Genomic DNA, 16,166 nt, shown 5'->3' on the forward strand with positions numbered 1-16,166 from the left:
TTCCAGACATTTTATTGAACCCTGTCGAGAGTGCTCACCCTCCCTATTTCTTAACGGAGTTAAAATTTAGGCACAAAAAAACCACAATTAAGTGGCTTGTAATCAGTAATGGTGGAGAGGGAGGGATTCGAACCCTCGATAGAGCTACAAACTCTATACTCCCTTAGCAGGGGAGCTCCTTCGGCCACTCGGACACCTCTCCGACGCATTATTCAGCGTGTTATCAATCGGAAAAAACCAATTAATACAAATAAGTGGTGGAGAGATAGGGATTTGAACCCTAGAGGGGCTATAAACCCCTGCCGGTTTTCAAGACCGGTGCATTCGACCACTCTGCCATCTCTCCACGTCGTGATGCAGGATAATACTTAGGTGAGTTGCCTGTGTAAATAGCAAAAAGATCGTTTGCTTAAAAAGTGAGCGTAAATGCGGTTTTTTTTGTAAATTATGAAAATTAAAGATGATTTTTAGCTATGAGGAGGGAGCTGGCAGCAAACAGATGGAGCTAAAGAAGAAACTTCATTTAGTGGTTGGGTGTTTGCTGCAACAATACAAAAATCATGGTTGGGTGATTATTTGTATTGAATTGCACCGCCAAGTGCTAATTTTTTTCCGTAACGGTTAAGTTTAGCTAACATTCTCGCTTTGCGATTAGTTGGTTTAACTGCAACGTGAGTTGTGGCTGTTTGGTTTAATGTATTAATTGGGTTCATTGTATTCGCTCCAAGGTTGTGTCTGTTGAAAACGTGTGCATTTTGCCCGTAGGTTGGTTAAAAATAAAGCGATAAAAATTGCTGGTGAAGTATTAGTTTTTTTAATCTGAAAGTGTTTTTTTTGATTTGCTATTTAATGGCGTTTTTTTTGATTTTGTATATTTATTCATTATAGTCGTGTGCTATATCACTTTTATACGGGGCTTTTGCAGTTTTTTTAATTTTAATATGTTTATAAATAGATTATTTTGAATAGTTATTCAGATTAAATTATTTTGTATTAATGGGGTGGGTTTTACTTCGTTAAAAGATTTAACATGCTATTTATAGGTGGTTAATTATTTATCAGAGAAGAGCATTAAAGAAACGATAAAAAAGAGTGTTGCTAGGCTTTTAAATTATAAAAAAAGTGCCTAGGTTACTAGGCACTTTGGAGTTAGTTGCGTTTTAAAACGCGTCTAACTGGGGATCGCACCGCCTCAAGAATTTAAAACTTAAAAAGAGGTGGTTTTAATATGTTGCAATTTGGGCTTACAATCATCAGCTCGGACGGCATTCTAAGTGATCTAGAGCGAAGTGAAGATTATACTTTGGTTTGTATTTTACTATGAAGCCACAAAATGCCTCTGCACAGCAAGAGCAGATCCGCTCAACAGTCTATTATTTGAGTTAAATGGGACTGGTGGGGGTAAAAAACGCAAAATGCGGCATAGCTTAAAAGCAAATGCCGCAAAGGGAGATTAATTAAAATGCTGAGCAGTTAGTGCTGTTTTATAGTAAATAACTCATAGCCTTTTAATGCAGGCACTTGCGCAGCAAGTTGAGTTTCTTGTTGTGCGATTTCAACAAAGTCACCACACAGTGTATTTGCACGCTGTTCAAGTTTTTTTGCATGGAGCTCTACTTTTTCTTCTATTTGTGCGCCCATATTTTCCATGCGCTCTTCAAAGGCTTGCATGTCGCCACCTGAACCCATTAGCTCAGAGCCTAATGCTACTAAAATACTGCCCATTGATTGCATTACGGCCGACTCAACGGCAGTTTCTATTTGTTGTTCAAACTGCTGTTCAAAGTTTTCACCAAACTGAGTGAAGCTTTGCTGGCCCATGACAAATGTACCTTGTTGGTAAAAGGTACCCTCTACTTCTTGTTGAATATCGTCCATTAAGGTAGCAATGTTATCGAGGCCATCAATATTAAATGCATTGGCGACTTCTTCTAATGCAACGCCCGCAATTTTAACGCCATCAAGTGCAATGTTGGCTACTTCAGGTAATTGCGCACGTAAATTATCTGTGTAGTTGGTCAGTGCTTGGCGCTGAGCGCTATTTAATGCTACTTGCTCGCCATTGATCGACAACTCACCTTGAGTGGTAAAAGTCATACGTTGATTGTTGGCTTTAAAAATTTCTAATTCACTTGGCTTTATACGTACATCGTTTTTAAACTCAACTTTACATTCGTCGTTACTAAATGTAATTGAAGAGCTGTTATCGTTATGAGCCATGGCGACGGGGGCGCACATAATTGCGCTAACTAATAATAATTCTTTCATGTTTATTCTCTGTTTTTTGATGATGATAATTAACTTATAACAAGTTTGGTGCCAATAGTTTTTAGTGTTTAAAAACAGTGGTTTGTGATTTTTAAGGTGCTTTGAAGTTGAAAGTAAAGTTATTAAAAAAGCTAAAATTTGGTCAAAATAACCAACAGTTAAATGATAATAAATAAAATTTATCGATACGATAAAAAACTCTCACTTTCCACAATTCAAATTTAGCGCTATTTATTCACAATACTGACACAGAGACTATTTAGGATAGCGATGTGGCTTTATTTTGACGTAAATTTGTACAATGAATTTGCGTTGAACATTTTAATTTCACCAATTATCGCGATACAAGAATCCGTAATTGGTCTCAAACACTTTATGGAGTGGGTTGTGGGTAAGACATTTAGTTACGATGCGCTAGATGATGATTTTGTTGAAGACGAATACGAAATGGTCGGGCGTAATCAACACGACAAGAAAAAGCAAAAGGTGAAAAGAAAGTTAGAGGATTACCTTGAGCAAAAACGCTTGCGTAAAAACCTAGGTGAAGATGACTTAAACGATTATATTGATTAGGTTGTCGCTAGTACAAATCAGTGCCGACATATTAGCTTTTAACTGCTACTTAGTTAGTATTTAGAGCTCTGTGGGTTGGTAATAAAGAGGCTTTATGCCTCTTTATAATTTTTAAGCCTCAAACTTTAGCTGCGAGCAATGCTTTTTCAATTACTTTTTCTAGTTTTTCAGGTTTAGTAAAGGGCGCGTAGCGCTTAATCGGTGAGCCATCTGCATTAATCAAAAATTTTGTGAAGTTCCACTTAATTTTTCGTGTCAAAAACCCCGGCAATACAGATTTTAAATAGCGAAAAACCGAATGTGTATGCTGACCATTAACGTTCACTTTTTCTGCGATTAAAAAACTAACTCCGTAATTTATTAAACAACCTTGTGCTATTTGATTCGCGTCTCCGGGTTCTTGCTGGCCAAATTGGTTACACGGGAAACCTATAATGACTAAACCTTGGCTGGCATACTTTTCGTGTAATGCTTGCAATGACTCGTATTGATAGGTGAATCCACACTCACTTGCGGTATTTACTATTAACACAACTTTACCTACAAACTCTTTAAAATCGATAGGTTGGCCTTGCAGGCTAGTAGCACTTAGTTGATGAAATGGGTGCATATTATTAAGCTATTATTTGTTTATTTGGCATAGTCTAACCTTTGCTTGGTGATTAACAAAGTCGAAATAGTGAACACTGCTATGGCGTTACTGTTAATTTAAAATCAAAAATAACCCCATACCAGCAAGTGTGGTTAGGTAAATATTATGTGTTTTGTAAGCAACTATAATGGCTACAATCGCTGCGCTTAAATAAGGGTTTTGCCAATTTAGATTAATGCCACCATCATTTATAAATACAATCGGCACCCAAATCGCTGTTAGAACCGCAGGTGCACTGAAGCTCAAAAACTGCTGCATTTTAGGCCCTACTTTAAATGGTAGCGCGCGGTGTAAGAATAAATAACGGGTAAAAAAGGTAATACATGCCATAAGTAAAATAGTCGTCATCATGATTTAGCGTCCTTATTTTTTACTATTCTAGTTACAGTGTAACCTGCACTCATTGCTAATAGTGCTGAGCATACCAACCACAGCTCAAAGCCTGTGCTTTTTAATAAAGTGGCACAGATCCCTGCAACAATGACCGTGACAAGAGTGGCTAAATTTTTAACTCCTGGGATAACCAAAGCAATAAAGGTTGCAGCAATCGCAAAGTCGAGTCCTAAATTGGTTAGATCAGGGAGCATAGTGCCGGCTATAATACCGATAAGTGTCCAAATATTCCAAGCAATGTAAAAGCTAAAGCCTGCGCTGAGCGCGTAAATTAGGCGCGTTTGAGTCTGGTAGGCGCGAGGGTGATGCGAAAAAGCAAATAGTTCATCAGTTAAGACAAAGCTGACTGGAAGGCGCCAACGCATGGGTTGCTCAATCACTTTGTGACGAACCGCCAAGCCATATAAAAAATGGCGAGAGCTAATAATAAACGTGGTAAATAAAATGGTTAATAGAGGGGTATTACCAGCAATGAGCTCAATTGCAACCAGCTGCGCCGAGCCTGCAAATACCAGTAGCGACATGGCTTGAGTTTCAAAAGGGGTAAAGCCATTTTGTATTGCCAACGAGCCACATAAAATCCCCCAAGGAATAACGGCTAAACATAATGGCAGCATATCTAAAAAGCCTTTTAGTATCGGTTTTTTAATGGACTGCATGTGTTTTACTCTGCGCACTGGTAGAAAGACTCATTAGGATACCTTAATATTAAGATGCTAAAATAGTTAGCGTTTTAGATGATACTGTTTTTTAGGGAAGGTGCAATGTTCAAGGTAAAAGTGTGGGATGGCTTTTTAAGAAGCTTTCATTGGTTATTAGTATTGAGTATTGCTGCGCTTTATTTTAGTGCTGAAGAGGGCATGATAGAGCTACATTTTGTGGTTGGCTTTTTTACTTTAGCGCTTATCTCAACGCGGATTATATGGGGTCTTATAGGCAGTAAAACGGCAAGAATATCGGCATTACTGCATTCTCCTAAGTCGGTGCTTGCTTCTTTTAGTGGCAAAAAAATAAATGATGTGGGCCATTCTGCACCAGGTAGTTATATGGTGTTATTATTTTTTATACTGATTATTACGCAACTGGTTAGTGGTTTAATGAGCAGTGATGGCATTTTAACTGATGGCCCGTTAGCGCAGTATGTATCGAGTGATACGATTGATTTTGCCAACTGGCTGCACCATATCAATTTTGATATTTTATTTTATGCGATTATTTTGCATGTTGTGGCTATTATTGCTTACAAAATTAAAGGCAAGCCTTTAGTAAAAGCAATGATCACCGGCAATAAAGCACTGCCAACACAAAGCTCAGAGCCTGAGACAAAGTCACCATGGATTGCATGGTTTTTATTGTTACTATTACTGATTTTATTAATGAGTACTTGGGGAAGTGAGCCTTTAAGTTATCTGCTTAGTTAAAAAAATGGCGCTAATACAGCGCCATTTTTATTGTTTAATACACAGAATTTATTAGTCTTTGAATTGCTTATGGCAATCTTTACAGCCTTTAGCCCATGCACCAAATGCTTTACCAATGACCGCTTTGTCACCTGTTTGAGCTGCTACAGCAAGTTCATCAGCATATTGCTGAAACGCTGTCGCTTTTTTCATAAAAGTATCGTTTTCAGACCATACCGCAGGAAGTGCTGATGTATCGCCTTTTTCAGTGCCTGCGTAAAAGGCCTCCCAAGGCATTTTAGATAATGCCGCCGCGTTATTTGCACGCTGTTTGAATTGCTCTGCATCAAAAGGAATTTTACCCTTAAGCATGGCACCCATATCGCCTATTTGAACTGAAATCATAGAAAATGCAGCTTGGCGATACTCAATTGCATCACTCGGCTCTTTAAATGCAGAATTTGCAGATACACTAAGTGCGCATGTAGATAGTAATGCCCCGATAAATACTTGCTTCAATTTCACTTTACTCTACTCCTTTGAGGGTTCTTTAATTATCTTTGTATATTAGCTTAGGCTTTAGTTCAAGGGAAAGCATAGATTATTACTTTGATATTATTAACGGGATTTTAATCGGGCTGATATTATTTTACGGTTTATTGTGAATGTTTGTAAATGCAGTGTTGCTGCTTGTTGTTTGGTTGTGTACATTCAGGTGTCATAAAAATAACCAATGAAGAGCATTTATGAAAAATAATATTTTTAAGCTGTCAGCGTTGTCTGCAGCGATAGTAATTTCGCTATCAGGGTGTGGTGGAAGCGATAATGATAATAACAATACAGTTCCAGTTGTTACTGATGTAGCACCAAAAGCGAGTGATGTTGTCGTTACTGATTTAAAACAATGGGTTCCAGTTACTGCAGACTTTAAAGCAAGTGATAATGATGGTGACGCACTTACTTTTAGTTTTACTGAAAATGGCGAGGCAATTACCGCGCAAGATGGTGTCTTTAAGTTTAGCCATGGTATGTTAACAGTAGAGGGTACTTCGTTTACATATGTGCCTGTTTCTGGTGAAGATGCGGTTATTGATTACACAGTAACTGCAAACGGTAAAACGGCCTCTGCGAAAATTAATATCTCAGGAATTATTGGAGATCCTCTTGCAAATCAGCAGTGGCACCTAAACAATACAGGTCAGAAAGCTTACTCGCTTAGTGATGAGATGAAACAAGGCTTAATTGATTTGTACGTTAGTTTATTTGGCGATACAGAAGAAGAAGCACAAGCCGATGTCAACGCTAGCTTTGCTCAATCAGAAGCGACAGAGCTTGTAGCTGGTGAAGATATGAATGTTGTTGATGCTTATGCTCAAGGTGTTACTGGGGCAGGTGCAACGGCAGTTGTGATCGATTCGGGTATGGAAATCCGCCATGAAGATTTAATCGATAATGTATTACCAAACCGCTCTTTAAACCTAAATGCTGATGCGACTGACCGTACAGATCCTACTAGTATGTCAAACAGTGGTGATCATGGTACAAGTGTTGCTGGTTTGATTGCTGCAAAAGGTTGGAATGGTAAAGGTGGCCGTGGCGTTGCTCCTGATGCTGGTTTAATTGGTATGAATTATCTTGGTGGTGCTAAAATCCCACAAACTGAGTTAATGGTGCATGGTTTCCCTGGAAGCGGCATTAGCACAACAGAAAATATTTCTGCGTTTAACCGTAGTTATGGCATAACTTTCCCAACATTTATTGCATATTCAGAATTAGATGAAGCTATTGAGTCATACCCAAACCTAAACCTGCGAGATGGTAAGGGGGCACTTAATATGAAATCGAGTGGTAACTCTTTTGTTGATGGCGGTGATGAAGGCTCACTATGTGAAGATAATGGAGCTAATGACTTAGGTTTAACGTGTTATAACGGTGCGTTTGAGCCAAGCCAAGGCCATCCTTACTATCTAAGTGTTGCTGCTGTAAATGCAAATGGTAAGCACACTAGCTACTCAACAGCAGGTGCTAACTTAATGGTTTCAGCGCCAGCTGGTGAATATGGTCGTTGGGCACCTGCAATGGTAACAACGGATCAGATGACATGTATCAACGGTTACTCAGGCTTTAATAGTGGTGCTGTTGCAAGCTTTACTCAGAGATATGGAGAAGAGTTTGCCATAAGCCAGTTCCCATTTAACTATCCTGGTAATGAAGATAACGCAAGTTGTAACTATACATCTACATTTAACGGTACATCGTCTGCTGCGCCAAATGCATCAGGTGTAGTATCACTTATTCTTTCGGCTAATCCTGAACTAACTTGGCGTGATGTGCGTCATATATTAGCGTCAACAAGTACATTAATTGACGCTGAAAATGCCCCTGTAAAATTAACTACCGCAGATGGTGAGTTTGTTGCACATGATGGTTGGGTTGAAAATGCCGCTGGTTATAGCTTTAATAACTTATATGGCTTTGGGCGTGTAGATGCAGGTGCAGCGGTTGCAATGGCTAAGTCTTATGACGCTTCATTAGGTGAGCAAGTAATCACGGATTGGAATGGTGTTGGTTCAGCCGTTTCTGAGAGTGCACTAGCATTAGAAATTCCTGATAACAGTGCTACAGGTTTAACGCAAGAAATTGTAGTTACAGAAGAATTAAACATTGAGGCAATGCAATTTAAATTTGATGTAAGCAACCCTGAAATGGGCTTCGGCCTAGCTGATGGTACTCAAACATCTGCTGGTAATGATTTAGCTATTGAGGTTACTTCGCCAGCGGGTACTCGAAGTGTATTACTTTCATCTAAACAAGCTTTGTTTTACCCTGCATATAGCTTCACGAATAGCTGGAGTGTAGGTTATGTACTTAAAGACGCTGTGATGCTTTCAAATGCTTTCTACGGAGAGTCTACGAAAGGTACTTGGACTGTTCGTTTGTTAGATACAAGCGCAGATAGCTTTGCATTTAGTCGAGGCTCAAATAATTCTCTAGGTGTTACTGGTATTAGTAATAATAACTCAGCAAGTGTACTTGAAGGTGTATCTCTTCGTGCATTTGGTCACGCAGGTCAAGAGTAAGGATTATAAAGATGAAAATTAAACAATTAATCGTATTGGGTGCTGCTGCGTGTATTTCGTTTGGGGCAACAGCAAACACTAGCTCAGATAAAGAGCTTCAGCTTCCTAAGAAACAAGTAGCTAAATTAAAGTTTGATAAAGCGGATTTTGGTTCTTACAAAATTGAAAAGAACTTACGTTTAGTGCCTTCGAGTGTTGCTTCAGAAGAGCATGTCGTTATGCAAAAAGGTGAGATGACAGTAGTAAGCGTAGATAAATCGTCTGATGTGGTCACAAAAGGAACATTAGTTCGTAATATTTTTACTAATAACCTAACGTCACTATCAGGTAATATTACTATTCTTTTAAAAGATGGTATGAGTGCAAGCGATGTTGCTTCGGCTGCAGGTTTGAAGGTCGTATCTTTATTCCCAGGCACTAAAATTGCTGTTTTAGCTGTAAATGATGGTCAAGATATTTTAGTTGCATCAAAGCAGCTAAAAGAATCTGGTTTGATTAAAGAAGCTAAAATAGAAGTGTTAGAAACTATTTACACTGCACAGTAATCTGTTTTAAATAAGTAAAACCCCGAGTAGCACGATTGACTCGGGGTTTTTTATTATTCGTTTATATCTATATCTGCGAAAATCATCCCTCGACGCATACTGCGCGTTGCCAAAAACACCTCACCGAGTAATGACATAAATGCACATATCAGTAATGCCATTGCACCAACAAAACAGCTGCCAATAGTGACACCTAAATTAATTGACTGTATGTGAGATAAAAATAACAGCATAACCACGGCGCAAACTAATAGTGCACTTAATACACTTAAACTAAATGCAATGTGTATGCAGCGAGAGCGCTTAAGGAGTGCTCTAAGCTCTGTAGTCAGAGACAAGTTAAATTCTTCATCGGTGCTAACTTTTAATTTTCGCTCTAACTGTCTGGCTCTGTCTGTAATTCGCGCCAAGCGATTAGATAAAACCCCGAGCGTTGCTGCAATACCAGTAATTAAAAAAACGGGTGCAACCGCTGTTTGAATGACTTTAGCCATTGTTAAAATGTTAATTACGTCGTTGTTCATTTTTATCCTTATTAATTAGCAGCATGAAGAGGCTATATAATGCTACTTCGTTATTGTTAGGATAACTGAAGTCATAAACATATAAAAAGAATTTCTAGGCTCTCTTTTTACATAGCTTCACAAACTAAATCTCCGTGCTATTAAATATTAGGTATATTTAATAAAAATAAAAACTACAGAGATTCCAATCAATGAAACACACCCCATTTGTTCTTACTTTTATATCCTTAGCTATTTTAGGGGGATGTAATAAAGCCCCTGATGTTGAGCAATCAGCAAAGGTTGAAAATGTAGCTGCTCAAACCGAAGTCATGCCGCCGGTTGCTAAAAAAGTGCCATATGAAATGACAATCCATGGCGACACTCGCATCGATGATTATTACTGGATGCGTGATGATGAGCGAAAAGATCCTGAGGTACTTAGTTACCTTGAGGCTGAAAATGCTTATACAGATGCAATGCTTGCGCATACAAAAACGTTACAAACTAGGTTATTTGAAGAGCTAAAAGGGCGAATTCAAAAAGACGATGATTCAGTGCCAGTTAAAAACGGTGACTATTATTATTCATCACAAACTCGCGGTGATAACGAATACGCAACTTATGTACGTAGTAGTGATTTTGCAGGCACTGACCAGCAGGTTATTTTAGATGTAAACGAGCTAGCTAAGGAACATGATTATTATGCCGTAAGTGGTTTAGATGTAAGTCCAAACGGCAATTTAATGGCATATGGTGAAGATACCGTAAGTCGTCGTATTTATAATATAAAAATAAAAGACTTAAGCACTGGTAAATTACTCGAAGATACGCTTAAAGGTACGAATGGCAGTGTTGTTTGGGCAAACGACAACAAAACGCTTTATTACATAAAAAAAGATTTACAAACTTTACTAGGTTACCAAGTTTATCGTCATACGCTCGGTACCCCACAGGCTGAAGATGAACTCGTTTATGAAGAAACAGATACCAGTTATTACATGGGTATTAGCAAAAGCAAAGACGATTCAGAAATTTATATCTGGCACAGCAGTACAACTGCGTCAGGTGTATCGGTTTTAAGTGCTGATGATGTTAAAGCTATGCCAAAACGCTTGATTGAACGTGAAGCGGATCTGGAGTATGGAATTTCTAAGCTGGGTAATACTTACTACATTGTCACTAATTTAAACGCAGTCAACTTTCAGTTAATGAAAGTAGATATTGATAAAGCTGGCGATAAAGCTAATTGGCAAACGGTGATCCCCGCTCGCGATAATATAAAATTAGAAGGCATCGACTTATTTAACGATTACTTAGTGTATCAGCAGCGTGAAATGGGTCAGTCGACTATTATTGCTCGTAACTTAACCACGGGTAAAGAGATACCGCTTAGCTTTAACGACAGTGCTTATACAATTAGCACCTACGGTAACAATGATTTAAATAGCGATACATTACGTGTGTATTATACCAGTATGACAACACCCGCTTCATCGTATGATGTTAATTTAGCTACTGGCAATAAAACATTACTTAAACAACAAAAAGTACTCGGTGATTTTAGTGCAGATAACTACGCATCAGAGCGAATTTTTGTCACTGCACGAGATGGTATTAAAGTACCGGTAAGCCTAGTCTATCGCAAAGACATGTTTAAAAAAGAGGGAACTAATCCGCTGCTACAATATGGTTATGGCTCGTATGGCGCGACCATGGATCCTACCTTTTCTAGCGCTCGCTTAAGTTTGCTCGATCGGGGTTTTGTATTTGCCATTGCGCATATTCGCGGTTCACAAATGCTAGGTCGCCCTTGGTATGAGGACGGTAAACTACTGACTAAAAAGAACACCTTTAACGACTTTGTAGATGTTACCAAGGCATTGGTTGAGCAAAAGTATGGTGCAAAAGATAAAATATTTGCTCAAGGTGGCAGTGCGGGTGGCTTGTTAATGGGCGCAGTGGCAAACCAAGCTCCTGAGTTGTATAAAGGTATGGTGGCTGCGGTTCCATTTGTTGATGTAGTGACCACGATGCTTGATGCAAGTATTCCACTTACAACCAACGAATACGGTGAGTGGGGTAACCCTAATGAGAAAGAATACTATGAGTATATGTTATCGTATTCACCTTATGATCAGGTCAGTAAGCAAGATTACCCAAATATGTTAGTTACTACTGGCTTACATGATTCACAGGTACAATATTTTGAGCCTGCAAAGTGGGTGGCTAAGCTGCGAGATTACAAAACAGATGATAACAAGCTACTGTTTAAAATCGATATGGAAGCAGGGCACGGAGGTGCATCAGGTCGCTTCAAACGCTTAGAAGATACTGCATTAAATTATGCTTTTATGCTTGATTTAGCGGGTGTGAATAAGTAACTGGTCTGGCAATATCAATAAGCGCAGCTATTTGCTGCGCTTTTTTATTTTTAAATATACACAAATGCTTTGCATTGGATAAATAAGCATTTACATTAAGGTGGCTAATGAGTGTGAATATTATTTTAGCGCAAAATAAAAACGAGAAGGGAGAGTGTAATGGAACAAAATCAAGAGATTAAAGTCGTCAATAAAGATGACCGCACATGGGCAATGCTATGTCATTTAAGTGCATTAGCGGGGTTTATTGTGCCATTTGGGTCGGTACTCGGCCCTCTTATTATCTGGTTAATTAAAAAAGATGAAATGCCAATTGTTGATATACATGGCAAAAAAGCCCTTAATTTTCAAATTACTATGGCTATAGCTTATTTTGTTTGTTTTTTACTAATTTTTGCAGCGGTTGGTTTACTACTGTTACCTATGGTGGCTATTTTTTCATTTGTGATGGTGGTTATCGCAAGCGTGAAAGCCAACGATGGCAAAGAGTTTAATTATCCCCTTAGCTTAAATTTGATAAAATAACTGTTTTTATTATTCGGTGAATTGGTTTTAAGTTAAAAAGTCGTTCAAACCCAGCTAATTGCTGGGTTTAGTTTTTAGCCATAAGGGAAAGATGCTCTATATAACATTATTTTTTACAGCATTTATATCTGCCACGTTATTACCTAGCTCCTCTGAAGTATTGATGGGTGGCATGATCATGCAAGGCAATACTAACTTATGGCTAATTTGGTTCGCAGCAACCTTGGGTAATGTACTAGGCAGTTGTGTTAACTATTGGTTAGGGACGCAGGCATTGCGTTTTAAAGATAAAAAATGGTTTCCAGTGTCTGAAAAAGGGCTTAAAAAAGCACAACAGCAGTTTAATAAATATGGTGTTTATAGCCTGTTGTTTGCTTGGCTGCCCATCGTTGGCGACCCACTAACCGTTATTGGCGGCGTGTTTAAAGTTCGCTTTACTACATTTTTAGTGCTGGTAACGCTCGGCAAGGGGTTACGTTATTTAGCGGTAATAGCCCTTGCCGTTGGATTATTTGTGCCAGTCGAGGGTTAAAGAAACCGAATCGGCAAAGCGCAACGCATGAGGTTTATCTACTCGAGCCTTAGCATAATTAACACTTGGGTGTGAGTGGCAAACAGCAAGAATTTCAGCAACTAGTTTTTCTAACAATAAAAAGTGTCCTTGCTCCACTAAGCTAATCACCTCTTTAGTAATCACTTTGTAGTTAAGTGCTTGGTCTACTTCATCTGTTTCACAAGCTTGATCAGCAGGGTAGTGAATTTCAAGGTTAATGACCACATCTTGTTTTTTTTCACGCTCATCAGGATTAAAACCAATAAATGTGCGTAGTCGTAAATTAGTTACATTAATAATTGCGTTTGCCATACATTATCCTTTGATCAGCTGTAAAAACTCATTACGTGTTTTCGGATCGGCTCTAAAGTTTCCTAGCATTACCGAGGTACGCATGCTTGAGTTTTGCTTTTCTACACCACGCATCATCATACACATGTGTTTTGCTTCAACAATTACCCCCACACCTTTTGCACCGGTTACTTCCTCAACCGCTTTTGCAATTTGATGGGTAAGCTGTTCTTGAATTTGAAAACGACGCGAAAACATATCAACAATACGCGCAAACTTAGATAAGCCTAATACTTTGCCATCAGGGATATAAGCAATATGACAGCGGCCAATAAAAGGGAGTAAATGATGTTCACACATAGAGTAAAGCTCGATGTCTTGTATCAATACCATGTCGTCAGCGTCAGAGGTGAATACCGCATTGTTAGTGATTTCGTTAAGCGTTTGACGATATCCTTGAGTAAGGTACTCCATCGCTTTTGCAGCGCGTTTTGGGGTATCAAGTAACCCTTCACGTTCAGCGTCTTCACCTACAGCAGTTATAATTTTTTGATAGCTTTCTTTTAATTCGTTATGCATAAGTTTCTCAGTTTTATTAGGACTTACTTAAGATGGCGACCACCATCAACAGGTAAAGCACGCCCTGTGATGTAATGGCTGTTCAGTAGTAGGTCTATACTATTAATAATTTCTTGGCATCCAGGTTCGATACCCATTAATGATTTTTTTAAAGTTTTAGCGCGATACTGCTCATCATCATGTTGGTTAAAAATAATTAATGATGGTGCGACTGAATTTACTTTTATGTTAGGTGCATATTTAGCACTAAATGATTTAGTTAAGTTATCCAGTGCGGCTTTACTGGCCGCATAAGCAAGATGCTTTGGACTGCCTGTTTCCACTACATAATCAGTCAAATGAATAATGTCAGCGGGTTTAGCATGCGACGCCTGATAATTTAATAGTAAATCTGCGCAGTGTAAGTTTACCAAGTACGGTGTTTTTGCATGAATGCGCATCATATTGTCAAACAGCTGCTCAAAGTGGGGGTTGTTAGCTTCACAGTCCCAGCTTGATGCATTATGAATAACCGCCCTGAGTGAGTCAGTGTGTGATTTAAGCAACGTAATAAAAGTATTAATGCCCTCATCAGTACTAAAGTCAGCATAAAGACAGGTAACTCCTTGTTGTTCCAACGAATCAACAGCCTCATGACGGGTCCGATAAGTAATAATGACCGCTTGCCCTTGGGCTATAAAGTGCTTTGCCAGCGCAAGCCCTATACGTTGTGCTGCACCAGTAATCAAAATAGGGGGTGTCATAAAATATAAAACTCTCTGTTGGCAAGCGTTAAGGTTAACTTTTAAAAATTTAAGCCACTTATTTTCACGTCATGTTTACGTAAAATACAAGCGGCTCGATCAGTTAAATCACGCTTATAATATTGATTTAAAAAGCATCGTATATTGTTGGAATAGGCTGGCGCTTATGTTGCGTGCGCTGGTAAATTGCAATTAGCGTTTCTTCTACATGACTTGAAACTGCTTTACCTTCTAAAAAGTCATCAATTTCTTCATAACTTAAGCCAAGTGCTTCTTCGTCTGTTAGTCCAGGTCTATCACTTTCTAAATCTGCTGTTGGTGCTTTCTCAACTAAAAGCGCAGGCGCACCCAATGTGGTTGCTAATGCGCGAACTTGGCGTTTTGATAGGCCAAATAAAGGAGCCAAATCGCATGCACCATCACCAAATTTAGTGTAAAAACCCGTAATATTTTCAGCACTATGATCGGTACCGACCACTAAGCCTTGGCAAAAGCCGGCTATTTCATATTGCGCAATCATGCGTTGACGTGCTTTGACATTACCTTTAATAAAATCGATTTTATCTTGCGAAGGGAGTGTTTGTTCGGTACCCGCGAGAGTTGCCATTGTCTGCTCATGCAGAGCATCGGTTGCGGGTTTAATGTTTACTGTCATGCGGGTGCTCGGCTTAATGAAATCAACCGCCATTTGCGCTTCACTTTCATCAGCTTGAACGCCATAAGGTAGGCGTACAGCAATAAATTGATAATGAGTGTCAGGGTGTTCTTGGTTTAGCTCATCAATAGCAAGTTGACACAAACGGCCACAGGTCGATGAATCTACACCACCACTGATCCCTAGTACAAGTGAGGTTGAATATGCCGCTTTTAAACGTGCTTTAATAAAATCCACTCGGCGTTTAATTTCAGCGTTTACATCAATCGAAGGCTGAACTTTCATTTCAGCCATAATCTCGGCGCGCATGGCCCGCTCCTTTAGTTAAATAATTTTTACGCTCTACATAGAGCAACTATTATGTGATTTCATATTTATGAATTAAAGCCCTAAGTGAGCTTTTATTTGTTTAAGCTGGACTTTTAGCTCATCAATTTCTGCAAGTAAGTCATTTAGCTCAGTGTTTTTTATATCATCAGTGTGTGTTTGTGCCTCAAGTGAAGCCTCGTTCACAGATGATTGATCTGCAAATAAATGAATATATCGACAATCCCGTTTACCTGATTCGCGCGGCAGCTTTTTAACATGATTGCTTTGAATTAGTTGTTCAAGTGACTTTTCAACATCATCAATACGAGCAAAGTCGGCAAGGCGGCTACTGCGTGTTTTTAATTCGCCAGGTGTTTGTGCGCCTCGCAATAATAATAAACAAATAATCGCCCTTTGCTGTTGATCAAATTGCAGGTGACTAAACTCAGTATTACAAAAACGATGATCGTATTTATTAACTCGCCCAGACAGCCCTTCATTTACAGTGACTAATCGCATACTGATTAATTCATCAACGGTTGTTTGAACTTGCTCTTCTGTATAATTAACAACTGGCGCGCGATTCGATTTTTGATTACAGGCATTTGTTAATGCATTTAACGATAAAGGGTAGTGCTCAGGTGTTGTGCTTTGTTTTTCTAATAAACAACCAATAACGCGTTGTTGCTCCATTGATAATTGCAATTGCATAC

Annotated in this window: 19 protein-coding genes and 2 tRNA genes; 7 read left to right on the forward strand and 14 right to left on the reverse strand. The window is 38.9% G+C overall.

Annotated elements, in window-relative coordinates; all coding sequences use genetic code 11:
- Positions 1-109: 109 nt before the first annotated feature.
- The 4 genes from QL984_RS07070 to QL984_RS07085 form a co-directional block, all read right to left on the reverse strand.
- Positions 110-202, reverse strand: a tRNA-Ser gene (locus QL984_RS07070).
- 53 nt (positions 203-255) lie between these two features.
- Positions 256-346, reverse strand: a tRNA-Ser gene (locus QL984_RS07075).
- 226 nt (positions 347-572) lie between these two features.
- Positions 573-713 (reverse strand): hypothetical protein, encoded by a 141-nt coding sequence (locus QL984_RS07080; RefSeq protein WP_008113257.1) that lies wholly within the window; start codon positions 711-713, stop codon positions 573-575.
- A 760-nt stretch (positions 714-1,473) separates the two neighbouring features.
- Positions 1,474-2,268, reverse strand: a complete 795-nt coding sequence (locus QL984_RS07085; RefSeq protein ID WP_013463693.1) for a YggN family protein — start codon at positions 2,266-2,268, stop codon at positions 1,474-1,476.
- Positions 2,269-2,655: 387 nt separating this feature from the next.
- Between QL984_RS07085 and QL984_RS07090 the strand changes: the two genes are divergently transcribed.
- On the forward strand, positions 2,656-2,841 hold the full coding sequence (locus tag QL984_RS07090; protein WP_008108975.1) for a PA3496 family putative envelope integrity protein: 186 nt from the start codon (positions 2,656-2,658) through the stop codon (positions 2,839-2,841).
- A gap of 118 nt (positions 2,842-2,959) precedes the next feature.
- Here the strand turns inward: QL984_RS07090 and QL984_RS07095 are convergent, their stop codons facing one another.
- The 3 genes from QL984_RS07095 to QL984_RS07105 all read right to left on the reverse strand — a co-directional run bounded on the left by QL984_RS07095 (position 2,960) and on the right by QL984_RS07105 (position 4,545).
- Positions 2,960-3,451 (reverse strand): glutathione peroxidase, encoded by a 492-nt coding sequence (locus QL984_RS07095; protein ID WP_013463695.1) that lies wholly within the window; start codon positions 3,449-3,451, stop codon positions 2,960-2,962.
- Between the two features lie 93 nt (positions 3,452-3,544).
- On the reverse strand, positions 3,545-3,844 hold the full coding sequence (locus QL984_RS07100; RefSeq protein WP_016900234.1) for an AzlD domain-containing protein: 300 nt from the start codon (positions 3,842-3,844) through the stop codon (positions 3,545-3,547).
- Positions 3,841-4,545 carry an AzlC family ABC transporter permease gene (locus QL984_RS07105; protein ID WP_290172244.1) on the reverse strand — a complete coding sequence of 235 codons (705 nt, stop codon included), beginning with the start codon at positions 4,543-4,545 and terminating at the stop codon, positions 3,841-3,843. Before QL984_RS07105 ends, QL984_RS07100 begins: the two co-directional genes overlap by 4 nt.
- A 105-nt stretch (positions 4,546-4,650) precedes the next feature.
- Between QL984_RS07105 and QL984_RS07110 the strand changes: the two genes are divergently transcribed.
- The gene (locus QL984_RS07110) at positions 4,651-5,307 is read left to right on the forward strand and encodes a cytochrome b/b6 domain-containing protein (RefSeq protein WP_013463698.1); all 657 of its coding nucleotides are present in this window, start codon (positions 4,651-4,653) and stop codon (positions 5,305-5,307) included.
- A 51-nt stretch (positions 5,308-5,358) separates the two neighbouring features.
- On the opposite strand, the gene QL984_RS07115 is transcribed toward QL984_RS07110, so the two are convergent.
- Entirely contained in the window at positions 5,359-5,811 is a 453-nt protein-coding gene (locus QL984_RS07115) for a cytochrome c (protein ID WP_013463699.1), read from the reverse strand.
- A gap of 221 nt (positions 5,812-6,032) precedes the next feature.
- Here QL984_RS07115 and QL984_RS07120 point away from each other — a divergent pair, with 221 nt between their 5' ends.
- Positions 6,033-8,366, forward strand: a complete 2,334-nt coding sequence (locus QL984_RS07120) for a S8 family serine peptidase (RefSeq protein ID WP_013463700.1) — start codon at positions 6,033-6,035, stop codon at positions 8,364-8,366.
- 11 nt (positions 8,367-8,377) lie between these two features.
- Positions 8,378-8,911 carry a hypothetical protein gene (locus tag QL984_RS07125; protein WP_013463701.1) on the forward strand — a complete coding sequence of 178 codons (534 nt, stop codon included), beginning with the start codon at positions 8,378-8,380 and terminating at the stop codon, positions 8,909-8,911.
- 53 nt (positions 8,912-8,964) lie between these two features.
- On the opposite strand, the gene QL984_RS07130 is transcribed toward QL984_RS07125, so the two are convergent.
- Positions 8,965-9,435 carry a DUF2721 domain-containing protein gene (locus QL984_RS07130; RefSeq protein WP_013463702.1) on the reverse strand — a complete coding sequence of 157 codons (471 nt, stop codon included), beginning with the start codon at positions 9,433-9,435 and terminating at the stop codon, positions 8,965-8,967.
- Positions 9,436-9,626: 191 nt separating this feature from the next.
- On the opposite strand from QL984_RS07130, the gene QL984_RS07135 reads away from it, so the two are divergent.
- The 3 genes from QL984_RS07135 (at position 9,627) to QL984_RS07145 (ending at position 12,855) form a co-directional block, all read left to right on the forward strand.
- The gene (locus QL984_RS07135) at positions 9,627-11,798 is read left to right on the forward strand and encodes an oligopeptidase B (RefSeq protein WP_013463703.1); all 2,172 of its coding nucleotides are present in this window, start codon (positions 9,627-9,629) and stop codon (positions 11,796-11,798) included.
- 159 nt (positions 11,799-11,957) lie between these two features.
- Positions 11,958-12,323, forward strand: coding sequence for a DUF4870 domain-containing protein (locus QL984_RS07140; RefSeq protein ID WP_010392586.1), 366 nt, complete (start codon positions 11,958-11,960; stop codon positions 12,321-12,323).
- 91 nt (positions 12,324-12,414) lie between these two features.
- Complete coding sequence (locus QL984_RS07145) at positions 12,415-12,855, forward strand: YqaA family protein (RefSeq protein WP_013463704.1); 441 nt, start codon at positions 12,415-12,417, stop codon at positions 12,853-12,855.
- Here the strand turns inward: QL984_RS07145 and folX are convergent.
- The 5 genes from folX to QL984_RS07170 form a co-directional block, all read right to left on the reverse strand.
- Complete coding sequence (folX, locus tag QL984_RS07150) at positions 12,832-13,188, reverse strand: dihydroneopterin triphosphate 2'-epimerase (RefSeq protein ID WP_013463705.1); 357 nt, start codon at positions 13,186-13,188, stop codon at positions 12,832-12,834. The genes QL984_RS07145 and folX overlap by 24 nt on opposite strands.
- A gap of 3 nt (positions 13,189-13,191) precedes the next feature.
- The gene (gene folE, locus QL984_RS07155; protein ID WP_008108996.1) at positions 13,192-13,746 is read right to left on the reverse strand and encodes a GTP cyclohydrolase I FolE; all 555 of its coding nucleotides are present in this window, start codon (positions 13,744-13,746) and stop codon (positions 13,192-13,194) included.
- A gap of 23 nt (positions 13,747-13,769) precedes the next feature.
- Positions 13,770-14,489, reverse strand: coding sequence for a dihydromonapterin reductase (folM, locus tag QL984_RS07160; RefSeq protein WP_013463706.1), 720 nt, complete (start codon positions 14,487-14,489; stop codon positions 13,770-13,772).
- A 127-nt stretch (positions 14,490-14,616) separates the two neighbouring features.
- Complete coding sequence (nadE, locus tag QL984_RS07165) at positions 14,617-15,453, reverse strand: ammonia-dependent NAD(+) synthetase (protein WP_013463707.1); 837 nt, start codon at positions 15,451-15,453, stop codon at positions 14,617-14,619.
- Positions 15,454-15,525: 72 nt separating this feature from the next.
- Positions 15,526-16,158, reverse strand: coding sequence for a YceH family protein (locus QL984_RS07170; protein WP_028834876.1), 633 nt, complete (start codon positions 16,156-16,158; stop codon positions 15,526-15,528).
- Positions 16,159-16,166 lie beyond the last annotated feature (8 nt).

This window comes from Pseudoalteromonas sp. APC 3495 (assembly GCF_030407645.1).
In the GTDB taxonomy this organism is placed as follows: domain Bacteria; phylum Pseudomonadota; class Gammaproteobacteria; order Enterobacterales; family Alteromonadaceae; genus Pseudoalteromonas; species Pseudoalteromonas tetraodonis.